The organism is Bradyrhizobium sp. 172 (assembly GCF_023101065.1).
GTDB lineage: Bacteria > Pseudomonadota > Alphaproteobacteria > Rhizobiales > Xanthobacteraceae > Bradyrhizobium > Bradyrhizobium canariense_D.
In genome coordinates this window covers 364,133-387,704 of the sequence record NZ_CP064701.1, presented here as the reverse complement: position 1 = coordinate 387,704, position 23,572 = coordinate 364,133, and the positions used below count along the sequence as shown (strand labels likewise).

The following is a 23,572-nucleotide window of genomic DNA, read 5'->3' as shown; positions in this document are numbered from 1 at the left end:
ACGATGTCGAATGAAGCAATGAACAGCTTCGCCGGAAAATGGGCGCTGGTCACGGGAGCGTCAAGTGGCCTTGGTCTTGAATTCGCAGGTCTCCTGGCGGCGCAGAAAGTCAATCTCGTCTTGGCGGCTCGACGGCGGGAGTGGATGGAAAAGCTTGCCTCCGATCTCCGCAGCAAATACGGGGTGGATGTGCTCGTCGAGGCGATCAATCTTGCCGCGCCGAGCGCGGCCAGCCGCCTGAAAAGCAGTCTCGACGCGAGGTCGGTGACGATCGACATCTTAGTGAACAATGCCGGATTCGGCTTGCACGGCGATTTTTTGGACACGCCGATCGAGCAGACCGCGAACATGATCCAGCTCAACATCACGACGCTCACAGAGCTGACCTATCTTTTCGGCCGCGACATGGCTCAGCGGCGATCCGGACATATCCTTCTCATCGCCAGCCTCCTGGCCTTCCAGGCCGTTCCCAGCTATGCGGCCTATGCGGCGACCAAGGCTTATGTACTCGCCTTCGGCGAGGCCCTGCATGACGAACTCCGCCCGCACGGCGTGGTCGTTACCAGTCTCTGCCCGGGGCACACCGCAACCGGTTTCGATGCGGCGGCCGGCGCAACCACATCGGCCATGCTGCGGCTCCTCACCATGAAGCCGCGTCCGGTTGCCGCGAGCGGCGTTCGGGCGCTCTCGCAAGGAAAGGCCATGGTGATCCCGGGCCTGGCGAACAACATGGCCGCCTTTTCAAATCGCCTGACGCCGCGATCGATGCAAAGGGCCACGATGAAAAGAATCATGGACGCTTGACGCCTGGAGCGGTCGCGGCGCTGTGGAAAAGCGAAGGCCTCTGTCGAGCACCCGTCCGAGCTGGCTCGCCTGACATTGGCGGCAGCGCATCCATGAACAGTCGCGATCTAATCGCCCGCCGGGGCTCCAGCGGGCTGAGATGCCGACTCGAACTAGAATGATGATCATAAGATAACGTCCATATCGGGCATCTAATGGGAGGAAGAAATGCGCAACGCCGGTGTATAAAAATTTCCGGCAATTGACCGCGTCATCTATGGCAAAGCCGCCTCCCAATCTATCCGCGCCGAGGCGGAGCGACTTGACGCAAAGAGCGTCTTCCTCATTGCCAGTCGGACCCTGAACTCCAACACCGACGAGATCGAGAAGATCAGGCACTCCGTAAGACGAAGCCGATATCGTCGATCTGCTGCGAATGGCCGCGTAGCACCGGCGCCTCGCTCGTGGGACCTCTAGTCGGCAAGCGCGCTCGTTAGTTCAGACAGGCTCTACGAAGGAAAACCCGAGCATGAACGCCTCCGCTTCAATGGCCCAACAACGGCACGCCGATAGTCCAGGGCGCTCGCGGGAGAACTCTCTGGCGAGCGGCCATATCCGCAACCGCACGGTTCACGCCAACGGGCTCGATTTCCCGATTCTGGAGGCTGGACATGGTCCCCTCGTGCTCTGCCTGCACGGCTTTCCCGATCATGCGCAGAGTTGGATCCCCTTTCTCGATCGCCTCGAGCGAGAAGGATATTGGGCGGTGGCGCCGGCGCTCCGTGGATATTGGGTCGGCGGCGCTGCACCGGACGGGTCGTACCGCGCCTTGGCAACAGGTCAGGACGTACTAGCGCTCATCGAATCGCTTGGCGCTGAGCAAGCCGTTCTCGTCGGCCATGATTTGGGCGCACGTGCAGCCTACGCTGCGGCAAGCCTCCATGCGGGACGCGTCCGCAAGCTTGTCGGGCTGGCCGTGCCCTATGGAAAGGGACTGGCGTCGGCGTTTGTTGCCGACGGTGATCAGCAGCGACGAAGCTGGTACATGTTCTTCTTCCAGACACGTCTGGCCGAGATCGCCGTTCAGCTGAACGACTTTGCATTCCTTGACCGCCTGTGGCGGGAATGGTCACCGGGCTATGTGCTGCCAGCTCCGGCTCGATCTTCACTCAACGAGGCCTTTGCCCAGCCCGGCGTCCTCACGCAGACTCTGGCCTATTATCGGCAGTTGTTCGCCCCGCCATCCGACGCGGCAGCGCAAGCTCTCGAGGCTCTCGCGACTGGCCCAATTACGGTCCCGTCGCTCTATCTTCACGGGGCAGACGACGGCTGCATCTCCGCCCAGCTTAGCGAAGGCATGGAGGCGGCGTTCACGAATGGTCTTGAGCGTGTCGTGATGCCTGAAGTCGGGCACTTTCTCCATCTCGAACAACCCGACGCCGTCTTCGACCACATCCTCCGCTTCATAAGGACCTAACCGATCCCGCGCGCGAGGATCGGACCTGTCCGCGAAGCACTCGGTCACTCAGCCAACAGGACAAATCGATGTCGAAGCGGCCCCCAATATTGATCACCGGTGCCGGTGGCGAGGTTGGCTCTGTCAGCAGGACGATGATCAAGATGCTGCTGCAGCAATGTCCGGTGCGCGCCTTCGTTAGGACGGACGACGAGCGGGCTGAGGCGCTTCGACAGGCCGGAGCCGAGGTATTCGTCGGCGACCTTCTCAATGCCTCCGATGTCGCGGCTGCCCTGAAAGGTTGTCGCCGGATCTACTTCAGCATGAGCTTGAACCCCTACTATAGCGACGCGACCATCCTGATGGCCGCCGCTGCGCGTGCGCAAGGAGGCATCGAGGTTTTCGTGAACATCTCGGAGTTCGAGCAGACCTTCATGACGTTCGATCGAATGACCGCCGAGCGGGAGGCGCGAATAGCCTGGCTGGGCGGATCTGTCGCCGAGTGGTCGCCGCAACAGCGGGCACATTGGGCGTCGGAGCAGGCGTTGCAATGGTCTGGTCTCCCGGTCGTCAACATCCGAGCAACGATGTTCGCCGAGAACCCGATCCTTTCCTGGTTTCCGCTCAAGCAATTGCTGAGTGCGGGCGAACTTCATCTGCCGTTTGCCACGCAGAAGATCGCGCCAATCGCTGCCTATGACGTTGCGGAAGTTTGCGCGAAAATCCTGACCGACCCGCCGTCGCACATATCAATGTCGTATGCGCTCACGGGACCGGTGTTGAAGGACATGCACGGGTTTGCTGAGGACTACGGCGCCGCGCTGGGGCGCCAGGTTTCGTACGTACCCCAGGACCTGGACGCCTGGATCGGCACATACATCAACAGGGCTCTGGCATCTCGCAATCCGCACATTGCGGACCACCTGAAAGCCATCACCCGCCTGGTCGCAGGCGGACGTTATGACGTTGTCACCGACGAGCTCGAGCGATTGCTTGGGCGCGCTCCAAAGACCGTCCGATGGGCTCTCGAACACAATCCGCGTATCCGCAAAGCACTGGAGGGCGCATGATCGGCGTGACTGCGGCTCGAGCCCCACATGTCACATCATGGTGCCCGGCAAAAAGCAGCGCACCCGCGGGTGGCCATCAATGTAGTGGTTCCAAACCATAGTTCGCCCGACCTTGTTAGGCTGTGTGATCACGGCCCCGTCCGGCACCATCACCCACTCATTGTTGATGCGCACACGATAGTGGCCGTGGTCGGATTCCCAGTCGACATCCGCGACGAAGTATCCATCCGCATCCGAGCAGCACTGCCCAAAGTCGCTGGACAGGCTTTCGAACCAAGGCTTCAGTGGTGAACCGGTGTAGCGCCCATCGTCACGCGCCGGCGCGGAGGTGGCCAGCATGATCAGGCCCAGCGACAAGCCCATGCGGTTCATAGCGCGCAGCCCGGGTTTCCAGCCATGTACAAATCCACGTGGCGCACGAGAGCTCTGAGCTTGGAGACCTGTCGGATCAGCAGCTCGCATACGGCATGATCGACAGTCCCTGCGGCATCCGAGATCAAGACAGGAAAATCCATATCTCCTCCTCCGGAGCCCCAGCGAGCCGAGGCGGGCGTCGCGCACAAATAGGGGCATATCAAACTATATTGGATATACAGCAGGAGGAGCCCTCGTTCGACTGGTCTCTCGGATCCCGCCGCTCTGGAACTATCGACAGCAAACACGCGCGGGTGATATCTTGCGCATCGGGGGGATCGATGACGAGAGCAGCTGTAGGAGCATCGAATTTGGTTGATGACCCGGCGCGCTGTAACTGCAATCAGGTCCGCCGCGCAGCCCGTCGTCTCTCGCGCTACTATGACCTCGCCCTCGCCCCGACTGGGCTCAAAGCGACGCAATATGGTCTGTTGAGTTATCTGGTGACGTCGGGGCCAATGACGATGGCGCGTCTCGCCAAGCTGATGTCCATGGACCGCGCCACCACAGGCCATAACCTCAGACCGCTGGTGCGTGACGGTTTCGTTGAGATTTCAGTCGGCGAAACTGACCGGCGGGAACGGATCGTTACCGTCACAAAGCTGGGTCACAGAACGCATCCCAGAGCCCTGGCCGCATGGCGGCGCGCGCAGACCGCCTTTGAAAAGGCCGTGGGCGAACGTGAGGCCTCTGATCTCCGCGATTTGATGAACCGAATCGTTGAGCTTCCTCTTCCCGACCCTGAGTAGATCGCATGTTCCAGTGCGGCGCTCGACCTCGCTCTCGGCCTTGCGGGACGCGTCCCGCTCGCGGCAGAGATCGTCGACCTTCGCCCGCATCCTCAAGATTTCGGCCGAGGCGGTCGCGACGCCGGCCCGCTGCAGCATCTGGATCTGGCGCTCCTGGGCGCGGAGTTGTCCGCGCATGCGGGCGATCTCGTTCCGGATCCGATCGAGTTTCATAGGGTGCTGAGATCGTCCGGCACGTCACTTCCGGATCAGCCTGGCTTCGCTGAAGTCGCCGCTGGACGGGTCGCCTGTCCGCGAGAAAGCGATCGCGCCGGCATGGCCCGGCTTGCGGGACGGTGCCTCGGCCCGCATGACCGCAGCGTTGGCGCTCAAGCATTCCGCGCGGCAGAGCCACAAAAGTAACGTACTCAATCACGCTCACGTATTCGGCGACGTCGCTCGCACCTTGCAGAATGTCGCGGAGCAGATCGTCGGAATTTCTGGCCATCAGAAAACCGCGCACTTTTCGGGAGTGTCGGTGCAGTTGGACCCTGTTGCGGGCTCGCGCAGCGGCTGCCGGGGGCGAGCGCTCCTGATGGAGGCGCCGTGTTCCACGGGCGCCTCCCCAACCCCGTTCCAAGCCGCTAGGATCGAGTTCAGGGCGGAATGCGATGCGGCACCCGCTTACGACCTCAAATCTTCGCTGGTGAGGCCAGAACCACCGGCTGGGCGAGCATGGTCCTCGGGAGACGCCCGTCGGCGGCTCTCTTGGCGCGCTGCGGCTCGATCGGGGGCGCGCTGCGCCGCCATCGAGAATGCCAAGTGGCGCGCGCGTCAGGCCTCCCCGGGTCCGGAGAAGATCGATGCAGGCGGCGTCGTGCGCGGCACCGGCAGCGGCCGTTCGGTCGCTCCCCGTCCTGCGGCGCCGCCCTTGGAGTCGTACCGCTTGGCGAGATCGAGGAGACGACGCCGGGTGAACGGATCAGCCTTCTCGGCCATACCGCGGACCCGTTGGGCCAGACCTCGGTAGAACTCCTGCTCCATGACACGCCCCTCAACATCACTGCCCAGAGTTGAGTGCTCTGCGGCCGCGGAGTCAAGAAGGCCGCAATAGTGCGTGAACGCGACCAGGATTTCATCGGCCTGCTTGAGCCTCCGCTGTCGGCTGAACTAGAGTGCCGTCACGGGGGGAAATAGATGGCCATGCTCCATCCGGTCCGGAAGGCGTGCCCCGCGTGCGGCAAGCCGATGAAAGCTGTACCCGACGAGGCTTCGGAAAAGCGCCCGCGGTACGTCTGCACCACTTGCAACGACGACCCTCTGCGCGACCCCAACGTCCTCAAATGGGCGCACAGCCGGCTGCGCCCTCCGGAGCCATAGTTCTTTGCGTTCCGAGCACGGGTTTGGCCGGATGCCGTTGATGCGGCGGGCCCGCGCGAATGCAAGGCCTGCGTGGCTCCGCCCTCAAGCCCCCCAGCCCCCAAAAGGCGGGGCCACGCTCAATCCTCTCCGTCCTTCCGCAGAATTTTTCCTTCTCCCTAACTTGCGTGAATCCCAGGCTGGGCGGGTTCAGGCAGGATGCTGGCTTCGCTGGGAGAGACCTCCAATGTCGCGCGGTCCTCGAAGATGTGTGCGAGAGCGTGTCTTGCTACGAGACCGCTGCCCGCACGCACGTGGCCTCCATGATCCTCGAAGCCGCGAGCAAGGGCGAGACCTCGGTCGACGGCCTTAAGCAGATCGGCAGGAGTGCACTTCGCGGGGCGCCGATCGTGTGGAATTGACTGCTTCCAGGTGAGGGGCTTCGGGATCCGCCCAAAAGCAGAGGAGCCAAGCCCGAAGTAGGCCGCATACTTATAGCCGCGCGAACTCACGTTGCGGATGAGGTCCGCTCTGCTCTGATCGGGGGCAGTACGGCACTTCACCGGACGTCGGAGTGGGGCCAACAGATGGCGTTAGCGAGCGCGTCGCTGCCATCGTCACGGTTCCCTCATGGACTCGGCTATCCAGCACCAGCGCAGGCAATCAGTTGGACCGACGGATGCGCGAAGAGTTGGTGTCAGCGGCTATAACCCTATCGTAGGCCTCGAGGGCAGCGTCCAGTTCAAACGGGCACTTCTCGCACGGGCCCACACGCGGCAGTGGTCTGCCAGTCGGCTTGCGACAAAAGGGCAGCAACCGCGTGTTGTTCGGACCGGCAGCTTACGCGCCGCTAACCTGCGCGCTTCATGACCCTCCCGAGCTGCAGAGGTGTTCTTGTCACTTACCGGCACTCCGGCCGTGAGTCAGTATTTTTCCTACGACCCAAAGCCAGCTGTGGTGATCTTTGATCCTAGGATTGGGTTTAGCTCATGTAAATATTCAGGGCTGAACTCGGCTACAGCTTGCAGTTCGTCGGCGCGGAGCAGAGTAACGGTGTGGTTTTCCCATTCGATGAGGCCCAAACCCCTGAGTTCCTGGATCGTCCTGTTCACGTGAACTATCGAAAGCCCACATGCATCGGCAACATCTTGCTGGGTGAGCGGGATCCGGAAGCTGCCGTTGTCCGCCAGCCCAACGAATTCCATGCGAGTGGTAAGCTCGCAAAGAAGATGCGCGAGTCGACCTAAGGCTTGGCGGGCTCCGAGATTCTCAACCCATTCGCGATAGATGGCCGCCTGTATCAGCGTTTCGCGCCAAAACGCGTGTGTAAGTCCGAGAGATTCGGTCATCATCTCTCTGAGAGATGAATGAGACACAGCGGCTATCGTCGAATTGCCTACGCTGCACAGATCACAATCTGCAATCGGCAGATGCAGGGTAGGCAAGTCGGGCATGTCCCCAGCCAGGTAGAATGACGAGATCTGATTTCGATCATTCACCACTCTTTGCCGAGCTAGAAAGCCGTCGATCACAACGATGCAGCTGCTGGGCTTGTCTCCCTCGCGCACGGCGTATTCGCCATCAGCCAGGGACTTCACTTTGTATGGTATGCGCGCGAGTCTAACCTTATCGCGTTCGAATAGACCGCCGACTGCCTGTAGGCGCGCTATTAACTTGCGGTGCGGCATGATCACTCCCTTGCACATGCAGGCGGGAGCGCGACCTCTCTCAGCCACCGACGCCTACGGACAAAGCCTCGGCCGGTGATGCTTCAGTAGAGCATGAAACTCGCCAGCGTTCTAGATTTTTCGGTAACGAAGATCGCGCCTCGCGCGCCGGCCAGATGGAGCAGCGTTGCACTCAGGAGCAAATCTGGCCGACATGCCTGCGCCGCGTCCCAATCCGTTGCACCGACTACCACTGTAGCCCTTCCACGCTCCTCAGCCCGACCAATGGCCGGGTGAGTTGGGGCTGTGCGGCATCAGCGGTCCATCTACAAATTGACCACGACCTAGGGCTTTCCAAAAAATGCATCGTTGTGGATACGCCAGGCTTGATCAGAGAGCCACTTGTAGTCTTGATCAGGCATCACAGGCACCGTTTTCATGACCTCTTTTGCAATAGGAAGAAAGAAGCTGGATCGATCCTGCGTCACCTTAAGAGATCGGATCGGCACCACAATGCTGTCCTTGCCGGTAGTGAAAAAACCTCCCGACGCGACAATCGCATAGTCCGTTCCATCTTTGGTGCCGAACACGATGTTCCGCACCTCGCCAACGATCTTGTCATCGGAGCTGCGAACTTCCGCCCCAATCATCTCGTCGGTCCTCAAGCCGGGCGTAAGTTGGTCGATCTTCATCAACGGCTTGGCGCCTTTTTTGTCCCTGCTCCCTGACGATGCCCCGCGCCTGGCTTTGGGTTCGCTATCAGCCATTTGCTTATCGGCCGCCTCTTCATCATTGTCTCCAAGGGACCCCATGGGTGGTCCGGCGATAAGTTCGCGAATGTTGGCGAGGAGACGCTCACAGTCTTCGTGACGCCCATAGGACCGCAGCGTAAAGGCGGCATCCCTCAAACTCCGGAGGTCGCGCACGGCCTGAGTGTTGGCTGGGCCTCGGAGGCGTGGATTTAGCTGAATAGCCTCTTCAAGCCCTGCGTCGGCAATCTGGCACTCAGCGCGCGCCTGGTTGGCGCCAGCCACTGCTATCATTGCGGCTATGAACGTAATTCTGACGGTATTCATAGCAATCTACCTCTTGGCGCTCGGGGTTGTTCTTCACGCCGCGCTGGTAAGCTCACGGATCGGGTCGACAATCTGCTCGGGCTGGTACGGCTTCGGGATAAATGTCGCCCTCGCCACCCCGCCGGATTAGCACGTTTATCGCGCGCTTGATCCCATGTTCGGCGAGAAGTTTCCGCGTTCGGAAGACGAATCACTTGCTCCAAATGGTTGGACATCCCCGATTGACCTGTCTGATAGGCAAAGGCGACGGGCGATCCAATATCGGCACCGAGAGTCACATGATCTACAGTCCCAGCCGGCCAGCCCATCCCGGCACGCACGATCAAACGCCTTTCAGCAGGGAGATATTCGAGACCCTTGGCGTATGAGCATCCCAGACCGCGGGCACTGAGTTCGACCGGCTCTGTAGTGTAGCGGCACCAAAATCCTTGAGGATAGCCTGTTCGGGTAGCATCTTCGCAGAGACCATGGCCATACACGATGGCCAGAGCGCACCGCACCAACTGCCTGACCGATGACACTCAACAACGCTCCTGCCCCCTCTTGGTTCCCCCATGCAATCAGCCGCGTGGATCGGAAGCCGCAAACCCCGACGAAGCCAAACCAAGGGGCAGCGCGTTCGTCTCCTCAAGACAAATAGACCGGGGCACCCGTTCGCACGACTAGCTAATCACGTAACGGCCGGAACGGCATCGATACCAGCTCCGATGCGTCCGGGTCCGCTGACGCCGCCGATAAGCCGTAGTATTATGAAAGACATGATGAGGTGGGGCCGAGCTCGATTGGAACAAGAATGAACGCCGAGCAGCTGGCTGAGAAATTCCGACAGAAACTATCCGCAGCGGTCGCTGAAAAAGAGAGGCAGGCGATCATCGCCGCAGAAAACAAGGACAAGCGAACCGCCGATATCGAGCACTGCAAGCAGGCGATGGAGCGCGAAGTCATACCTTTTCTGGAGGAGCTGAAGCATCATTTCGGGGAGGAGCAGTTCTCCTTCGCTCCGCAGATTGAGCGCAACGACCACCGCCCAGTCGGGGTTTCTTTCACAATCGGCAATGGTCCTCCGACCAGCATCTCAACTGCATTCGGCAACATCGTCGTAGCTCGCATCGGTGACAGCGGAACCAAGAAGGGTATCCCTTTCGTTTTTACCCCTGATGTCGAGCCCTACATTTCTAACTCCGGTGATCTGACGCGAGCCAAAATAGCGAAGCTGGTCGAGATGGTGATCGAGGAGTAAAGGACTGCCAACACAGCCTGAACGGTAAGATCTCCACCGGCAACGGCCGCCGCAACATCCGAGGTTGAAGACATGTCCGATTCCAGCAGTCATTCCGATCAAGAACGGCGCATCCGAGAGCGGGCCTACCATCTTTGGGCACTTGAGGGGCGCCAGGAGGGGCGAGCCGAAGAATACTGGCACCGGGCTGTAGAGCAGCTGGAGGCCGACACACACGCGGCCTATCCGCCGGTTGCTTCCAGGGGACACCGGACTTGATCTCCTCGGCGCCGATGTCAGGCCGGGCAGCGAGCCCACCATAACCGGTGTCGTCCTGCCCGCATGAAGACGCGCCGCCGTTCTGGCCGATCGCGGGGCTGTTACGTCCGCCGTACCGAACTGAACTCGTGTTGCTTGATGGTCCAGCAGGATGGCCGCCGCGTGCGACAATGGGCACCGCGCGGCAAGACGATGCAGGCTTTGGGTGCCAGCTCCGTGTTCGCTTGACCTGTGGATGCGCGCCGTGGGGAAGGCATGATCGGAGCGGCTGCTTTCAGCGCCACGGGCAACCGGATGCTGGGCGACTTCACCGGCGCTGTTTCGCTGCGAGCGTTTGGGGACGAGTCGAGCGGTCCAACCACGCTCTAGTCGACTACCGCAATAATGGTTTCTTGAAGCGAGCTTAGGGGAATGTTGATGTCGCAAACGACTCCGGTCGACTCGAACAGCAATCGAGCCTCCCCTTTAAGCTGACCGGGCAAAGCCGTCTGAATGAAGCGGCTGCCAAAATTCTTTTTGGTTGGCTCGACAACCGGCGGTCCACCGCGTTCGCGCCATTCGAGATGAAAGCGCTGATTTTCCGCGTCAATCGACCAAGTGATGGCGACCCGTCCTTCAGCAACTGAGAGCGCGCCATATTTCAACGCATTGGTGCTTAGCTCGTGAATTATCATAGACAACGCGACCGCAGGTCCGGAAGACACGGCGACGTTGTTCCCGTCAATAGTGAATTGCTCGAAGCCTTTAGTCTGAAATGCTTTGATCGCGTTCTCGATCAGCGTTCGGCAACCCGCCCCGGTCCAGCTTTCTTGAATCAAGAGATCATGAGATACGCCGAGCGCGCTCATTCGCTCGGCGATGGTCTTAGCCGCCGCGTCAATAGATGAAGCATCGCGTAGGCTTTGAGCCGCAATTGCGGCTGCAATCGCGAGCATGTTCTTGACGCGATGGTGCAGTTCCCCGATAAGAACGGTTTGTAGTTTTGCAGCAGCCACCTGGGCGTTCGCTTCAACGCCTGCTTTCAAAAGGAGCTCGCGCAGCACGTCGTTTTCGTTCTCAACTTCTCGCATGCGCTGATCGGCCCCGCTCAAACCATTCATTCATGTCACTCCGCGAACGGTACTTGGACCACAGTATCCGACAACGTTCAATAAATCCAAGTTCGGTATATGTTCGGGGGCGACGGAACCCTTGCATCACCAAGCGGTTGAGTTAGATCATCGCATAATTGCAGGCATCCCGGTGATTAGAGCCCTCTAGAGGCTCACGCCATGGAGGGGGTCATGCAGTCACGGCTCGTGGTGCTTGTCGTTGAAGATGAGCCATTGTTGATGATGGTGGCCGTTGAAATCATCGCCGAGTTGGGCTTCGAGGTCATCGAAGCGCAGCACGCTGACGAAGCGATCGCCATTATGGAAAAGCGCTCGGACGTCCACGTTGTGTTTCCGACGTTCACATGCCCGGCTCGATGGATGGTTTGAAGTTGGCGCATTACGTTCGCCGCCGCTGGCCACCGGTCAAAATCCTCACCACCTCGGGGAAGGCACGGTTTGCCGTAGAGGAACTGCCAAGTGGCGGGCGGTTCATGCCCAAACCCTACACCCCGGCTGAGCTTGGGACCGCTCTGCGCGAAATCATCGCAGCGTAGCGGAAGCCAGTCACCAACGCAGCCGAACATCTGTAGCCTTTCTTGGAACTCGGCAGCGGCTCAAACCGGGATCCACAGGCGCCACCGCAAGCCAGGCTGCATGCGTCCTCCGGATGCATTGTCATCGGCCTTGTGCTGGCGGGCGTCACGATTTCGACGCTTGCCGCCGAAATGAAGCCGGCCGCGATCGACGCGGCCGAGCCCTCGACGAAGACCCTGTCCAACGAGAAGCCGACCCCGGCGGGGGTCCGGTTGCGGGTCCTGCTCGAGCGGGCGCACTTCTCGGCCAGGCGAGATCGACAGAAGGTTCGGGGAGAACGCGAAGAAGCACTGCGGTCCTTCGAAGAGGCGCAGCAATTGCCGGTCTCCGAGACCTCAAGGCCGGTGTTTGGGGAAAGCTTGCTGCGGACGGCCGCCGGGTGACGATGAACTACGCCACCGCGGGAGCCGTTTCTCAAGAAGAAGCCTGCGAAGATGGAGGACGTGAAGGACATTCCGAAGCTGTCCTACGACAGCCCGTGCGAAGGCTTGGCGGAGAAGTTTCACATGAGAGAGGATCTGCTGTCCGCTCTGAATCCGGGAAGGCACTTCGGCCGGGCCGGCGAGGCCATCCTCGTGATCGACTCCAGAGCCGAGCAGACTTCAGAGAAGGCGGCCAAGGTCGAAGTCAACAAGAGCCGGCAGACGGCCAAGCTGTTCGACAAGTCGAACGCGCTGATAGGATTCCACCCCGCGACGATCGGCAGCGAGGAGAAGCCATTCCCCTCCGGCACCTTGAACGGTGACGGAGATCGATCGCACCCCGACCTACCGCTACAATCCGGCTTACCATTCAGCGGCGTTCACTCCCTCAAGCCGTTCACCATCAAGCTACGGGGTCCACGGCACGCCGATCCCGGGAGAAGTTTCCAGTCGGAATAGCACGGCTGCGTACGGCTCACGACTTGAGATGCCGAGCGAGTCGCAGAACGCCTCTCCAAGGGCACGCCGGTGGAATTCGTCAACCGGGTGAAGTGACCCCCGGCAACTCTGCTTACGTCGGCGCTTACAGCTCCAGAGGCCATGTGCCCCTTGAACTAGGCCATAAAGCATCTATCTAGCGTAAAGCCATCCGATTGGATGGTGAGGGGATGACATATGGCTGATAGTCTGCGCGAACTGCGACCCAAAACTCCCGAAACCGAGAAGATCACGATCAACCTTGGCTATGTGGACCTCGGTCAAGTCGATCTCATGGTGCAGGAGGGGTTCTATTCCAATCGGACCGATTTCATCCGGACTGCCATCCGGAACCAGCTCGAACGTCATGCAGACGTCGTGAGGCAATCCACGGCCCGGAAGAGCCTGGACCTCGGTCTGCGCAATTACACCCGCGAGGATCTCGAAGCGGCGCGGCGTGCCGGCGAGATGCTGCAGATCAACGTTTTGGGCTTAGCCACCATCGCGCAGGACGTCACTCCCGAGTTGGCCCGCGCGACCATCGTGTCGGTGTCGGTGCTTGGGGCGCTTCACGCCACTCCCGCGGTCAAGGCCGCTCTCGCCGACAGAACGAGTTGAACGATGCTGAATCAAGACATGGTCCGCGAAGCCACGCGCCTCACCCGTGCCGGCCAACTGGTCGAAGCCACCGCACTCCTGCAGCGCATGCTTCAGGGCGGCAGCGCCCCAGCACCGACGTCTCGCAGCGGCACTCAGGCTCCGCTCGCGCGGCTCGAGCCGCCAACCATCGATGCCAAGGCCGACGTCGTCGAGCAGAGGGAAAGTCGGCCGACGCCCCCTAGCCCTGTTCAAGGACGCAAACGCAACTCGTCGCTCGATGGCATGAGGAAGTTTTCCGGGTTGGGCGTGCAAGGCCCGATCGGACGCGCTCCGCCGTCAACGTCGGATATCGCGCCCGAGGGCACCCAGTTCATCGCCGGTACCTTCAGCAACGCAGCGGGAAGCCGGACCTACAAGCTGTTCATCCCGAGCCGCCCTCAGGGAAAACAGCTCCCCCTGATCGTCATGCTCCATGGTTGCACCCAGTCGCCGGACGATTTCGCCGCCGGCACCCGGATGAACTTCATGGCAGAGGAGCGGAATTGCTTCGTCGTCTATCCCGAGCAGCCGAGCGGAGCCAATCAGTCGAAGTGCTGGAACTGGTTTCGGACGGGCGACCAGCGCCGCGGCGGAGGCGAGCCGTCTATGATCGCCGGCATCACCCGCCAGGTCATGCGGGACCATGCGATCGATCCGAAGCGCGTCTACGTCGCAGGCTTGTCGGCCGGCGGGGCCGCCGCCGCCATCATGGGCGCGACGTATCCCGACCTTTACGCTGCCGTCGGTGTTCATTCGGGCTTGGCGTGCGGCGCCGCGAGCGATCTTCCCTCTGCGTTCGCCGCCATGCGGCAGGGAGGCGAGTCCAAGGCAATTACCAACGGCAAAACTTCTGTGCCGACCATCGTTTTCCATGGCGATCGCGACACGACGGTCCATCCAAAGAATGGCGATCAGATCATCGAGCAGTCGGCCGGAGCGACGAGACCGACGAGCAAGGTGCTTCGCGGACGCGTACCCGACGGCCATGGCTATACTCGCACCGTTCTGATCGACGGGGGCGGTCGGGCGATCTCCGAACACTGGAACGTCGACGGCGCCGGACACGCGTGGTCGGGCGGCAGTCCCGCAGGGTCCTATACCGATGCTCAGGGGCCGGATGCGACGAGGGAAATGCTGCGCTTCTTCCTCGAGCATTCGCTCGCTGGGTAGGCGGACCTCGCCCGCGCTCAGATCAACCGGCATGTCCCCGAACTCGCGTGCTGGGACTGGGCCGCAGCGATCCGTCGCCTTCGAGTGGCATCCGGAACATGAACCTGGTCTCGGTCTCGGACGAATCCACTTCGATCGTGCCACCGTGCGCCTTGGCGATTTCGGCTGCGATATAGAGACCCAGCCCAAGTCCCTGCGAAGGCCCGTGCGCCTCTCCGCGGTAGAATGGCTGAAACAGGCGCTTGCGCGCGTCTTCCGAAATGGCCGCGCCTGCGTTGGCGACTGAGAGTTCGAACAGCTCTGCTTTGGCGCTCGCCTCGACCCGCACGGGGCAGTCAGGCGCGCCGTGGCTAATCGCGTTGCCGAGAAGGTTCGAGAACAACTGGGCGATGCGGGCCGGATCGCAAAAGACGGGTGACTCAACCTCGAATATGGTTTCGATGCCGCGATCCGGATGGGCGGTGGCCAACTCCGCCACGACCTGATCGAGCACGGGCTCAATTGCGGTCATAGCCTTGGAGAGCGTGATGCCTCCGCCAAGGCGGCCTCGCGCCAGGTCCATGACGCTCTCGATCATCTTGGCCATCCGGCCCACGCTGCTCTGCATCATGGACTCGAGGCGAAGCGCGTCTTCCGAAGTCTTGGCCTTGAGCATCAGCCGTGCGCCGGCCGCAATCGATGCGAGGGGATTGCGCAGGTCGTGACCAAGCACAGCGATGAACTGCTCGCGCAGTTCTGCGTTTGCACGCTCCTGCTGAAGGTGCTCCTCCAGCGCCGTCTTGAGCTCGTCGCTTTCCTTGCGCGCGTCGATCAGCCCGCGCTCATAGCGGCGCCGGTCCGCCGCGCGCATGATCGTCAGGCGGGTGAACAGAAGCGCGTCCGTGTCGGTCCGCCGCTCGCGGGCGTTGGCGATGGCCGGCAGCCGAGCCCCGGTCTTCGTGAGGAGATCGAGCGCGAATTCATCGAAGAAGCCCTGCATCCGAAGCAGCGGCGCGACATGGGTCTCGAGGAATATGCGTCCCGCGTTGTTGAGCAAGTCGCTCAGCCGCATCCCGGGAAGGTCATCGGGTGGGTAGCCCATCCAGTCCGCAAGGGTCCGATTGGCCCGGTCGATGCGGCCGTCAGGACGAACGGAGAGGTAGCCGCAGGGTGCGTTTTCGTACAGGTCTTCGAAATCGCTGTCGGCGGGATGATTGTTGCTCACTCAGACGAAATCTCGGATTGCGGCGACGACTTCGTCAGGGGCGCTCAGGTTGGGACAATGGCCGGTCGCCTTCAGCACGACCATTTCGCTGTGCGGGATGTTGCGCTGGACGTACGCACCCACCTGCTGTCCGGCGATGATGTCTTCGCTGCACTGGAGGATCAGTGTGCGCGCTTTGACCTTGGCCAGGTCGGCGCGGTTATCGGAGAGGAAGGTGACCCGGGCAAATTCCTTGGCGATGGCGGGGTCGGTACGGCAGAAGCTGTTGGTTAGTTCCTCGCCAAGTTCGGGACGGTCGGGGTTGCCCATGATGGCAGGCGCCATCTGCGCCGACCACCCCATGTGGTTCTCCTCCAGAAACGAAAGAAGCTCTTCGATCTGCTGGGCGCTGAAGCCACCGACATAGTCGCCATCGTCGATGTAGCGCGCCGAGGGCCCCACCAGCACCAGGCTATCGAACAGTGTCGGATCCTTGATCGCGGCGAGCACTCCGATCATCGCACTGACCGAATGCCCCACGAATACGGCGTCCTTCAGGCGCAGCGAGCGGCCGATCTCGACGACGTCATCAGCATAGCCGGACAATGTGGAATACTTCTGGCGGTCGTAAGCGCTGAGGTCCGACCGGCCGGCTCCGACGTGGTCGAACAGCACCGTGCTGAATTCCGCCTTGAAGGCCGGCGCCACGAAGCGCCACATGTTCTGGTCGCATCCGAAGCCATGGGCGAACATCATTGCACGCTCGCCGCGGCCACGGACCTGCACGTTGTTGCGGAATTCGACTGACACCCAATTCTCCTTCGCTTCAGGCGATTATCATTCTTTGGACAAGCCTAGGGGCAACTTGATGGGCATCCTTTTTAGAGTCGGCAGGTGATTAGGACTTCCGGATCAGGAGATCCGACAAAGCCTCGACCAACTGCGCGGGCGCGAAGGGCTTGGATAGCATGACGCTGCGCGCCACGCCGTTCGAGGTCCACCGATGGGCGCTATCGCCGGAGACGTAGAGGATCCCGCAGCCCGGATCATGCTGGCGTGCGAGACGGGCGAGCGTCCAGCCGTCCATCCTGGTGCGGCCCAGATTGATGTCGGTGATGAGAGCTCGCGGTAGCGGCGCCCCGCCGAGCAGATCGGCGGCCTCCTCGCCGGATGCGGCGCTTACGACGCCGTAACCCGCCTCCATCAAGGTCTCCTCAAGCATCTCGCGGAGAAGATCTTCATCCTCGACCAGGAGGATTTTCGGTCTTCCTGCGGCCTCTTGGGAGTTGCTCAGCTGCATCCTCGCGCATCTCTCATTTCCGAAAGACATGACCTTGAAAGAAGCTTCACTTAACCCGGCAAGTCGAAACCGTCGGGAACCCTCGGGGGCAGCGAGAAACGGCTTGCAGCGTTCCCTGATTTCGACGGCCGCGGTCAATTGGCTATTGGTTGTAAGATGGCTCACGAGTGGGTCCTTGAAAGCTACTGCTCTCAGCATCCCATGTCACACCCTTTTGTCGAGCACGTGGCGGGCCCGAGCCGTCAGTTCATGATCGTGAACGGTTTTGCGATCAGTTCCACCCCGCGCTCAACCACCCCGGTATGGACGACCGCGTCCCGCGTGTGGCCCGACATGAGGAGTACCTTCGAACGGGCCAGCGACGTCGCGCTTCCGCGGCAAGCCTGGGGCCGTTCACATCAGGCATGAGGATGATCGGGCGGCCTCGGTCTCCAGCCACGGAATGCGGGCGGCCAGCCCGCCCGCCAGTCGGGGCACTTCGCCTGCAGTATCAGCTGACGAGGGTGCGAAGACCGCCGCTTGCGCTCATCGAGCTTCTGGAGCAGAGCCGGCTACAACAGGTGTCGGAGCAGCGCAGAAGCAACCGGTGCAAGTGCTGCGCTTGCACGCCGGCGTCGACACGAACCAGGCCGGGCGAGCCGCTCCGCCGCGTCCCGCCCTGGCCCGAAGCTGTGGCGCTCAGGAGCCTTACTTCTTGACGCGTGATGATCGACCCGTTGTCGCGTCCTTATCGTCGTCATCCTCGCGCAGATCCGCCAGCAATTCACATGTTCCTTGATCTGCCCACGCGCGAGCTTGGCCACGTTGATATGGGCTGGATCTTTGCCGCTGGCGAGATAGTCCTCCTGAATGCGCAGCAATTTCTGATGACCTTCGGTCTGCGCGCGGACATAGGCCGCCTCGAACTCCTTGCCCTGCATTTGCTCCATCTTCTGCAGCGTGGCCTGCTCGCCCTGCGGGACGTGCTGGCGAGCCTCGGATTTGGATTTTCTCTTGCCGGTGGTGGCCTACCCTAAAGCGCTGGGGTCGGGTCAGAAACTCGGCACCGCGAGCCAGCGTCAGAAAAGCTGTTCGCTAGAACGAGAAACTGATGGCGGGAAAATGGGTCTGCGGCTTGCGCCGCAGCCTCTTCATATTTCCGCCGAGAGGCCCGGGTATTGTGATGCAGTCTTCATAGGCGCCAACATACAAATCGTAAGTGGGTTCCTGTAGCCCTTAGTCGCTGCCCCGTTTCGCGTCGGGTACAACCTTCCGGCAAGAAGAACCCGGCCAGCGGTGCTGACCGGGTCAGTCAAGGGGAGGAAGACAATGTGTCGTCCATGTCCCGCAACCCCGCGTATTCTGAGCCGTTCCCGCCCAATTGCCGAATGCTACCGCACCGTGAAAACTCGCTGATCCAGGTTAATCTCAACAGCTTCCCGGATATGCTTCATCCTGAGCTTCTACGTACGGCATGTGGCTCAACCCCGGGGAACCTCAGCCATGCACACTTAAGTCGGCGAGGTGTTCGCCATGAGTCATTACAGTTTTGGCAGTAGATGATGATCCCGGCGTGCCCGACGTGATCGCATCTATGCTCAAAGAGCTTGGCTGCACAGTTGGTTTTGCGCATAGCGGCCCCGAAGCTCTCGATACACTGGCGAGGAATTTACGGATCCGGCTTGCCCACCATCCGCAAGCCGTGCCACATTTTTGGTGTTTTTGATCGGGTTCGCCTGATGGAGGCGATTTTCGCGCATGCCTTTGTCCCAGTCGAGAAGCGCGCCGGCCGGCTCGATCGAGCAGGCTCTCGAAGATTGCCGACGGGAGCTGGCCTCCGCGCGGGCGCTTAATCAGCGCTTTCAGGCGGAACGGTCGGAGCTCGCCGCCGTCTTGGAAGGGTCCAGAGACGCCATCTGGAGATGGGATCCGGATGGTACCATCGTGCGCTGGAATAAGGCAGCCGAGCATCTGTTCGGCTACAGCGCCGAGGAGATGATTGGAACATCTCTCTTGCGCCTGATCCCGTCCGATCGCCACGTCAAGGCCAAGGCCGTCATCGCGAGCGTCCGGGCTGGTGCATCGTACGCCCACTATGAGACCGTGCGAATCCGCAAGGACGGTACCGCAGTGGATCTGGAAATGACGGTCTCACCCATTCTCGGCGAAGCAGGCGACGTGTTGGGCGTCTCGACCATGTGCCGCGAAATCACCGAGCGAAAGCAATTCGAGGCCTCGCTTGCACAACGATTGACCGAGCTGACGGCCATCCACGCGCTTTCGGAGCGACTGCAGGCCGCGAATAGGCTGGACGAGATCTACGGCGCCGCTCTCGATGCCATCACGACCGCCCTTGACTGCGATTGTGCCTCGATTCTCCTCTTCGATGCGAACAAGGTCATGCGGTTCGTCGCCTCGCGCGGCCTCTCGGAGGCCTATCGGGAGGCGGTCGACGGCCATTCACCGTGGAATGCCGACGCGGCCGCGCCACAAGCGATCTTCCTGGCCGATATGGAGGCCTCAGAACAAAGTCCTGAGCTGAAGGAGATCGTTGCACGCGAGGGACTGAGGGGGTTGGCTTTTGTCCCGCTGCTCACCGACGGCCGATTGATAGGCAAGTTCATGGCCTACTACCGTGCGCCACACGTTTTCCCGCGCACCGAAATCGACCTCGCTTCGACAATCGGGCGGCAGCTCGCGCTGTCGATCGCGCGGCGGCTCGCCGAGGAGGAATTGCGCGAATCGGAGATGCGCTTTCGCGTGATGGCGGAGAACGCGCCCGTCATGATCTGGATCAGCGATCGGGAAGGCCGATGTCTGCACTTGAACGAAAGACTGCGCGCCTTCTGGGGCGTAACGGAGGATCGGGTAGGAGAGTTCGATTGGGCAACTACACTTCATCCCGACGATGCGCCCGCCGTCGCTCGTAGCGTCATGGAAGGTATCAAGAACCGCAGCGGGTTTTCGGTGAAGGCGCGCTATCTCGACGCCCAGGGCCGCTACCGAGTGCTCGAGACCCGGGCGCATCCGCACCTGTCCGCCGGCGGCGAGTTGATGGGCATGATCGGGGCGAATGTCGACATCACGGAGCGCGAAGAGGCCGAGAGGGCGCGCGAACTGCTGGTCGCCGAGTTGAACCATCGCGTCAAAAACACGCTGGCGATCGTCCAGGGCATTGCGCACCAGACGTTCGGACACGGTGGCGATCCCACGGAGGCCCGCAAGGCGTTCGAGGGGCGCTTGGTGGCGCTCGCGGGGGCGCACAATCTGCTAACCGAAGCCAATTGGGAAAATGCCTCGCTCCAGGAGCTCGCCGCGATCACGCTCGACACCGCAGGCGCCAATGCAAATCGCATATCGCTGGCGGGCCCGAGCGTCCTGCTGTCCCCGAAGCAGGCGGTCTCGATCGGAATGGCGCTGCACGAACTATGCACCAACGCCCGCAAGTACGGGGCTCTCTCGACCGAGGAAGGGCGGATCACACTAGAGTGGTTTCAAAAGAACGGAGGAGCCCGACCTGAGCTTTGCATGCGCTGGCAGGAGAGCGGCGGGCCACCGGTGTCCAAACCCTTGCGTCGGGGCTTTGGAACCGTCCTGCTCGAGCGCGCACTCGCGCATGACCTGGATGGCGACGTGACAATCGGCTTCGAGCCAGAAGGGCTGCAGTGCTTCGTCACCGCTCCGATCCAGCGCCCGACCGGCGTCCCTTTAAGCGTGCAAATTCAATCCTAGCTCCCTGAGTTCGACCGCACCCCCCCAAAAAAACCGGGAGGAAGCTTGTCCGTCCCGCAGTGAGGCAGCAGCCATCTGGCCACACGCAAACAAAGACTTTTCCAGCAGGCCCCCGGGTCATCATCATCATGGGCGGGCCGGCCCTTGTCCTCGAATTCTTCAACGACGCCCATCGATCCGCTTTCAACAGGAAGCACTGGGTCGGCAAGCCGATCCGCGACGCTTTCCCCAGCGTCGCGTGCCAGGGCTTCTTGGAGGCGCTCGAGGCGGTCCGAGCGATCGGCTTCAGGCAGCGACGTCACCGCGGCATAGAGTTCGGCGGGAATGCTGCGGCTGTCGCCCAGAGGCTTGGAGCGCCATTCCACCCATTGATCGAATGCGTCCGACATATCGCTCACCTCCTTGGTTTGGCGCGGAACGGACTGTCGATGGTGAAGGCGTCCGGCTCGATCCCGCTCTCGATGCGCTTCCAGGTCACGGGCGCTGCGATGGGGAATCCCTCCCGGGCTCGCGGGGAATAGGTGCCGATCGCGGTGGTGCCGCGGCCATTGCGCAGATAATCGAGGAAGATGCGATCGCGACGCTTTGCCTGGGCGGACAGCAGGTAGCGGTCTGGATGGCGCGCTGCGAGGGCGGAGACCAACTGATGCGCGACCCGATGCGCCTTGTCGTGCAGCACCGGCTGATCCAGTGGCGCCATCAGATGAATTCCTTTGCCGCCGGTGAGCTTGGGCCACGTTTCAAAGCCCTCGCGCTTCATCAGCGTGCGCAGATCGAGCGCGGTCTCCACGACCGCATCCCAGCCGACACCCTCGCCGGGATCGAGATCGATTACGATGCGGTCGGCATGTTCGAAGTCCTCGACGGTCGCATTCCACGGGTGCAGCTCGACAGCGCCGATCTCGACGAGCCCAAGGAAGCCATCCAGGCTGTCGACCCACAGGCGCGTTCCCTGGCCGCCCTCGCGCTTCTGAATACGGAGCTGGTGCACGGCGGCCGGAATGTCCTTCGGCAGCGGTCCCTTGTGATAGAAGGTCGTGCCGTGCACGTGACGAACGAGCTTCAGCGGACGATGGCCGAGGTGCGGCAGCGCCTTCTTCCAGACCCGCGTCCAATACTCTGTGAGTTCTTCTTTCGATGGAGCAACGGCTTCGGGCAGAAGCTGCAGGATGTTCGCTCGGGGGACGCCCAGCTTCGGCCGGCCGGCGACGGACGGCACCAGCCGTGGCGCCTTGACCTTGCGCACCGTAAGATCATCGCGAAAGCCGTTGAACACGGCTTCGCGCAGCAGGCCATCATCGGTCAGCGCGCCGTATTGCACCTCGATTGCAAGGGTCGGCTCCACCCAGGTCGCCTTCGGCTTTTTGACCGCCGCATCGAGCGGAGAAGTCTTGCGGATCAACGGATCAAGTCGCTCGCGCAATTCCCGCGCCGTCGTCTCGGTGTAACCGGTACGCACCTTGCCGGCGTAGAGCAGCTTGCCGTTCTGGCGCCGGCCGACGTAGAGTGAGGCGACCTTGCGCGGGCGCGCCCCAAGCTTCTCCACGAAGGCGACGATTGGGAAGGTCTCGCTCTTCTTGCACTTGAGCTTGATCCAGCTCTCCTGCCGACCCGAGCGGTACGGGTGGCCCAGCCGCTTGGCGACCAGGCCTTCCAGTCCCAGCTTGCACCCCTTGTCGAGGATCACGTTGCCTTCCGCCGCAAGCGCCTCGACGTAAATGAATGTTTCCGGTGCGTCCTTCAAAAGACGCTGCAGCAGGCGCTTGCGATCCTCATACGAGACGCCACGCAAATCGTAACCATCGAGGTACAGGAGATCGAACGCGTGGTAGCGCACACGGGCGCTACGCTTGGAGCCGAGCTCCCGCCTGAGCTGCTGGAAGTCCGGGAGGCCGCCACTGCCGTACACCACGGCCTCGCCGTCGATGATCACAGTGTTTGCCTTGAGTAGGTCGGCGCTCGCGGCGATCGATGAGAATTGTTCGGTCCAGTCAAGGCCGGTGCGCGAGTAGACCTTGGCGTCACCATCTCGCAGATGCAGCTGCGCGCGGTAGCCGTCCGCCTTGATTTCGTAGACCCAGTCTTCGCCGCGCGGCGGCCTCTCGCGCAACGTGGGATCACACGGCTCGATGTAACCAGGAATAGCAGCTTTGACGGCGCCATGGACGCGCGATACTCCCGAACGAGACTGACGCAACGCCACCGCACACATGCCGATTCAACGCGGTCGCGCTGATTCGTTCCGTCCGAGCCGCCTACCGCGGGCGCGAAGTCCAATTCCAGCTAGGAGGGCACGCCGAAGCTTCATAAGGCAACTGACGTGACGATGGTTAGGGCCGCTGCGCCCTTTCAATCGCTGCCTTTGCTTCTGCCAACGGGCAGCCGTTCGCGGCGCGGTAAAGTGAAACTGCGCGGACCTTCTCGCCGGCTTTGAGCGCGTCCTCTATTTCCGTCGAACCACCCAGCGGTTCATAGCTCACACCGCCCTGCTTCAGTAGTAAATCGAGCTTTGCTTCAACTCTTTCCAGCGTGACAAGTCGCCGCTGCAGGCCTGTCATTTTCAAGCGGAAATAGAACGCGAGCCCCGTGACCATGGCGAGCACAAGGGCGGTAGATCCAGCAATCGTTTCCATGAAGCGCTCTCTTTACTCGGGCGATCCTGCCTCCGCATACGATTCCAGATAGCCGCAGGCCGAGCAGCGATACGTGGCCACCGTAAGCGCCTTCCTGCCGAACATGAACGACTCGCGGTACGTGGCGGGCGGCACTCCCGCAAACCAGAGCAACTGCCCACGCCCCAGGCTGGGAATGAAACCCTGCTCCATGGTCCCCTCGCATTTCGGGCAAGCTTTGTGCTCTGTCATTTCGGGATCGTAGACGGACTACCGAACGTTACAAGCTCCTGAGCAGCGCCCTCCCCTCGTCTGAGCG

24 protein-coding genes and 2 pseudogenes are annotated in these 23,572 nt (G+C 61.5%); 12 read left to right on the top strand and 14 right to left on the bottom strand.

Annotated elements, in window-relative coordinates:
• Positions 1-3 precede the first annotated feature (3 nt).
• From IVB07_RS01725 to IVB07_RS01715, 3 genes are all read left to right on the top strand, one after another.
• Positions 4-804, top strand: a complete 801-nt coding sequence (locus IVB07_RS01725; RefSeq protein ID WP_247360739.1) for an SDR family oxidoreductase — start codon at positions 4-6, stop codon at positions 802-804.
• A gap of 508 nt (positions 805-1,312) precedes the next feature.
• Positions 1,313-2,260, top strand: coding sequence for an alpha/beta hydrolase (locus IVB07_RS01720; RefSeq protein ID WP_247360737.1), 948 nt, complete (start codon positions 1,313-1,315; stop codon positions 2,258-2,260).
• Positions 2,261-2,328: 68 nt separating this feature from the next.
• A complete protein-coding gene (locus IVB07_RS01715) occupies positions 2,329-3,309 on the top strand; it encodes an NAD(P)H-binding protein (protein ID WP_256468812.1) in 981 nt (326 codons plus the stop codon).
• A gap of 30 nt (positions 3,310-3,339) precedes the next feature.
• Here IVB07_RS01715 and IVB07_RS01710 read toward each other — a convergent pair whose 3' ends face one another.
• Positions 3,340-3,681, bottom strand: a complete 342-nt coding sequence (locus tag IVB07_RS01710) for a hypothetical protein (RefSeq protein WP_247360734.1) — start codon at positions 3,679-3,681, stop codon at positions 3,340-3,342.
• A gap of 323 nt (positions 3,682-4,004) precedes the next feature.
• Here IVB07_RS01710 and IVB07_RS01705 point away from each other — a divergent pair, with 323 nt between their 5' ends.
• On the top strand, positions 4,005-4,472 hold the full coding sequence (locus tag IVB07_RS01705) for a MarR family transcriptional regulator (protein ID WP_247360732.1): 468 nt from the start codon (positions 4,005-4,007) through the stop codon (positions 4,470-4,472).
• 209 nt (positions 4,473-4,681) lie between these two features.
• Here IVB07_RS01705 and IVB07_RS01700 read toward each other — a convergent pair.
• Positions 4,682-4,883: pseudogene (locus tag IVB07_RS01700) on the bottom strand (hypothetical protein).
• Between the two features lie 402 nt (positions 4,884-5,285).
• Complete coding sequence (locus IVB07_RS01695) at positions 5,286-5,495, bottom strand: hypothetical protein (RefSeq protein ID WP_247360729.1); 210 nt, start codon at positions 5,493-5,495, stop codon at positions 5,286-5,288.
• Positions 5,496-6,010: 515 nt separating this feature from the next.
• Here IVB07_RS01695 and IVB07_RS01690 point away from each other — a divergent pair.
• Positions 6,011-6,232 carry a hypothetical protein gene (locus IVB07_RS01690; RefSeq protein ID WP_247364513.1) on the top strand — a complete coding sequence of 74 codons (222 nt, stop codon included), beginning with the start codon at positions 6,011-6,013 and terminating at the stop codon, positions 6,230-6,232.
• A 513-nt stretch (positions 6,233-6,745) separates the two neighbouring features.
• Here IVB07_RS01690 and IVB07_RS01685 read toward each other — a convergent pair.
• Together IVB07_RS01685 and IVB07_RS01680 are read right to left on the bottom strand one after the other, a co-directional pair.
• Complete coding sequence (locus IVB07_RS01685) at positions 6,746-7,498, bottom strand: Crp/Fnr family transcriptional regulator (protein ID WP_247360727.1); 753 nt, start codon at positions 7,496-7,498, stop codon at positions 6,746-6,748.
• A 323-nt stretch (positions 7,499-7,821) separates the two neighbouring features.
• A complete protein-coding gene (locus IVB07_RS01680; protein WP_018455624.1) occupies positions 7,822-8,553 on the bottom strand; it encodes a PRC-barrel domain-containing protein in 732 nt (243 codons plus the stop codon).
• A 793-nt stretch (positions 8,554-9,346) separates the two neighbouring features.
• On the opposite strand from IVB07_RS01680, the gene IVB07_RS01675 reads away from it, so the two are divergent.
• The gene (locus tag IVB07_RS01675; protein ID WP_247360724.1) at positions 9,347-9,793 is read left to right on the top strand and encodes a hypothetical protein; all 447 of its coding nucleotides are present in this window, start codon (positions 9,347-9,349) and stop codon (positions 9,791-9,793) included.
• A 623-nt stretch (positions 9,794-10,416) separates the two neighbouring features.
• Here the strand turns inward: IVB07_RS01675 and IVB07_RS01670 are convergent.
• Complete coding sequence (locus IVB07_RS01670; protein WP_247360722.1) at positions 10,417-11,151, bottom strand: sensor histidine kinase; 735 nt, start codon at positions 11,149-11,151, stop codon at positions 10,417-10,419.
• A gap of 171 nt (positions 11,152-11,322) precedes the next feature.
• Between IVB07_RS01670 and IVB07_RS01665 the strand changes: the two are divergent.
• The 5 genes and pseudogenes from IVB07_RS01665 (at position 11,323) to IVB07_RS01645 (ending at position 14,447) form a co-directional block, all read left to right on the top strand.
• Positions 11,323-11,699: pseudogene (locus tag IVB07_RS01665) on the top strand (response regulator).
• 42 nt (positions 11,700-11,741) lie between these two features.
• Positions 11,742-12,122 carry a hypothetical protein gene (locus tag IVB07_RS01660; protein ID WP_247360718.1) on the top strand — a complete coding sequence of 127 codons (381 nt, stop codon included), beginning with the start codon at positions 11,742-11,744 and terminating at the stop codon, positions 12,120-12,122.
• Positions 12,123-12,173: 51 nt separating this feature from the next.
• Positions 12,174-12,620 carry a hypothetical protein gene (locus IVB07_RS01655; RefSeq protein ID WP_247360716.1) on the top strand — a complete coding sequence of 149 codons (447 nt, stop codon included), beginning with the start codon at positions 12,174-12,176 and terminating at the stop codon, positions 12,618-12,620.
• Positions 12,621-12,836: 216 nt separating this feature from the next.
• Positions 12,837-13,256, top strand: a complete 420-nt coding sequence (locus IVB07_RS01650) for a CopG family transcriptional regulator (protein ID WP_018455630.1) — start codon at positions 12,837-12,839, stop codon at positions 13,254-13,256.
• A 3-nt stretch (positions 13,257-13,259) separates the two neighbouring features.
• Positions 13,260-14,447: a PHB depolymerase family esterase gene (locus tag IVB07_RS01645; RefSeq protein ID WP_247360713.1), complete on the top strand. Its 1,188-nt coding sequence runs from the start codon at positions 13,260-13,262 to the stop codon at positions 14,445-14,447.
• A gap of 22 nt (positions 14,448-14,469) precedes the next feature.
• Here IVB07_RS01645 and IVB07_RS01640 read toward each other — a convergent pair whose 3' ends face one another.
• From IVB07_RS01640 to IVB07_RS01625, 4 genes are all read right to left on the bottom strand, one after another.
• The gene (locus tag IVB07_RS01640) at positions 14,470-15,651 is read right to left on the bottom strand and encodes a PAS domain-containing sensor histidine kinase (protein ID WP_247360710.1); all 1,182 of its coding nucleotides are present in this window, start codon (positions 15,649-15,651) and stop codon (positions 14,470-14,472) included.
• Positions 15,652-16,440, bottom strand: coding sequence for an alpha/beta hydrolase (locus IVB07_RS01635; protein WP_247360707.1), 789 nt, complete (start codon positions 16,438-16,440; stop codon positions 15,652-15,654).
• Between the two features lie 88 nt (positions 16,441-16,528).
• Positions 16,529-16,930 carry a response regulator gene (locus IVB07_RS01630; RefSeq protein ID WP_247360705.1) on the bottom strand — a complete coding sequence of 134 codons (402 nt, stop codon included), beginning with the start codon at positions 16,928-16,930 and terminating at the stop codon, positions 16,529-16,531.
• Between the two features lie 551 nt (positions 16,931-17,481).
• Entirely contained in the window at positions 17,482-17,850 is a 369-nt protein-coding gene (locus tag IVB07_RS01625) for a DUF4142 domain-containing protein (protein WP_247360704.1), read from the bottom strand.
• 817 nt (positions 17,851-18,667) lie between these two features.
• Between IVB07_RS01625 and IVB07_RS01620 the strand changes: the two genes are divergently transcribed.
• On the top strand, positions 18,668-20,641 hold the full coding sequence (locus IVB07_RS01620) for a PAS domain S-box protein (RefSeq protein WP_247360702.1): 1,974 nt from the start codon (positions 18,668-18,670) through the stop codon (positions 20,639-20,641).
• Here the strand turns inward: IVB07_RS01620 and IVB07_RS01615 are convergent.
• The 4 genes from IVB07_RS01615 to IVB07_RS01600 all read right to left on the bottom strand — a co-directional run bounded on the left by IVB07_RS01615 (position 20,638) and on the right by IVB07_RS01600 (position 23,505).
• Complete coding sequence (locus IVB07_RS01615; RefSeq protein WP_247360699.1) at positions 20,638-21,030, bottom strand: hypothetical protein; 393 nt, start codon at positions 21,028-21,030, stop codon at positions 20,638-20,640. The two genes, IVB07_RS01620 and IVB07_RS01615, sit on opposite strands and share 4 nt — an antisense overlap.
• A 5-nt stretch (positions 21,031-21,035) precedes the next feature.
• Entirely contained in the window at positions 21,036-22,853 is a 1,818-nt protein-coding gene (gene ligD, locus IVB07_RS01610) for a DNA ligase D (RefSeq protein ID WP_247376220.1), read from the bottom strand.
• A 118-nt stretch (positions 22,854-22,971) separates the two neighbouring features.
• Positions 22,972-23,274, bottom strand: a complete 303-nt coding sequence (locus IVB07_RS01605; protein WP_247360696.1) for a hypothetical protein — start codon at positions 23,272-23,274, stop codon at positions 22,972-22,974.
• A 12-nt stretch (positions 23,275-23,286) separates the two neighbouring features.
• Positions 23,287-23,505 carry a PF20097 family protein gene (locus IVB07_RS01600; protein WP_027568267.1) on the bottom strand — a complete coding sequence of 73 codons (219 nt, stop codon included), beginning with the start codon at positions 23,503-23,505 and terminating at the stop codon, positions 23,287-23,289.
• Between the last annotated feature and the right edge of the window lie 67 nt (positions 23,506-23,572).

What these genes read in the sequence shown, in the direction of transcription:
- IVB07_RS01725 (WP_247360739.1), top strand. Translation starts at nt 4, where the DNA reads ATGTCGAATGAAGCAATGAACAGCTTCGCCGGAAAATGGGCGCTGGTC.
- IVB07_RS01720 (WP_247360737.1), top strand. Translation starts at nt 1,313, where the DNA reads ATGAACGCCTCCGCTTCAATGGCCCAACAACGGCACGCCGATAGTCCA.
- IVB07_RS01715 (WP_256468812.1), top strand. Translation starts at nt 2,329, where the DNA reads ATGTCGAAGCGGCCCCCAATATTGATCACCGGTGCCGGTGGCGAGGTT.
- IVB07_RS01710 (WP_247360734.1), bottom strand. Translation starts at nt 3,681, where the DNA reads ATGAACCGCATGGGCTTGTCGCTGGGCCTGATCATGCTGGCCACCTCC.
- IVB07_RS01705 (WP_247360732.1), top strand. Translation starts at nt 4,005, where the DNA reads ATGACGAGAGCAGCTGTAGGAGCATCGAATTTGGTTGATGACCCGGCG.
- IVB07_RS01695 (WP_247360729.1), bottom strand. Translation starts at nt 5,495, where the DNA reads ATGGAGCAGGAGTTCTACCGAGGTCTGGCCCAACGGGTCCGCGGTATG.
- IVB07_RS01685 (WP_247360727.1), bottom strand. Translation starts at nt 7,498, where the DNA reads ATGCCGCACCGCAAGTTAATAGCGCGCCTACAGGCAGTCGGCGGTCTA.
- IVB07_RS01680 (WP_018455624.1), bottom strand. Translation starts at nt 8,553, where the DNA reads ATGAATACCGTCAGAATTACGTTCATAGCCGCAATGATAGCAGTGGCT.
- IVB07_RS01675 (WP_247360724.1), top strand. Translation starts at nt 9,347, where the DNA reads ATGAACGCCGAGCAGCTGGCTGAGAAATTCCGACAGAAACTATCCGCA.
- IVB07_RS01670 (WP_247360722.1), bottom strand. Translation starts at nt 11,151, where the DNA reads ATGAATGGTTTGAGCGGGGCCGATCAGCGCATGCGAGAAGTTGAGAAC.
- IVB07_RS01655 (WP_247360716.1), top strand. Translation starts at nt 12,174, where the DNA reads ATGGAGGACGTGAAGGACATTCCGAAGCTGTCCTACGACAGCCCGTGC.
- IVB07_RS01650 (WP_018455630.1), top strand. Translation starts at nt 12,837, where the DNA reads ATGGCTGATAGTCTGCGCGAACTGCGACCCAAAACTCCCGAAACCGAG.
- IVB07_RS01645 (WP_247360713.1), top strand. Translation starts at nt 13,260, where the DNA reads ATGCTGAATCAAGACATGGTCCGCGAAGCCACGCGCCTCACCCGTGCC.
- IVB07_RS01630 (WP_247360705.1), bottom strand. Translation starts at nt 16,930, where the DNA reads ATGCAGCTGAGCAACTCCCAAGAGGCCGCAGGAAGACCGAAAATCCTC.
- IVB07_RS01625 (WP_247360704.1), bottom strand. Translation starts at nt 17,850, where the DNA reads ATGCAGGGCAAGGAGTTCGAGGCGGCCTATGTCCGCGCGCAGACCGAA.
- IVB07_RS01620 (WP_247360702.1), top strand. Translation starts at nt 18,668, where the DNA reads ATGCCTTTGTCCCAGTCGAGAAGCGCGCCGGCCGGCTCGATCGAGCAG.
- IVB07_RS01615 (WP_247360699.1), bottom strand. Translation starts at nt 21,030, where the DNA reads ATGTCGGACGCATTCGATCAATGGGTGGAATGGCGCTCCAAGCCTCTG.
- ligD (WP_247376220.1), bottom strand. Translation starts at nt 22,853, where the DNA reads ATGTGTGCGGTGGCGTTGCGTCAGTCTCGTTCGGGAGTATCGCGCGTC.
- IVB07_RS01605 (WP_247360696.1), bottom strand. Translation starts at nt 23,274, where the DNA reads ATGGAAACGATTGCTGGATCTACCGCCCTTGTGCTCGCCATGGTCACG.
- IVB07_RS01600 (WP_027568267.1), bottom strand. Translation starts at nt 23,505, where the DNA reads ATGACAGAGCACAAAGCTTGCCCGAAATGCGAGGGGACCATGGAGCAG.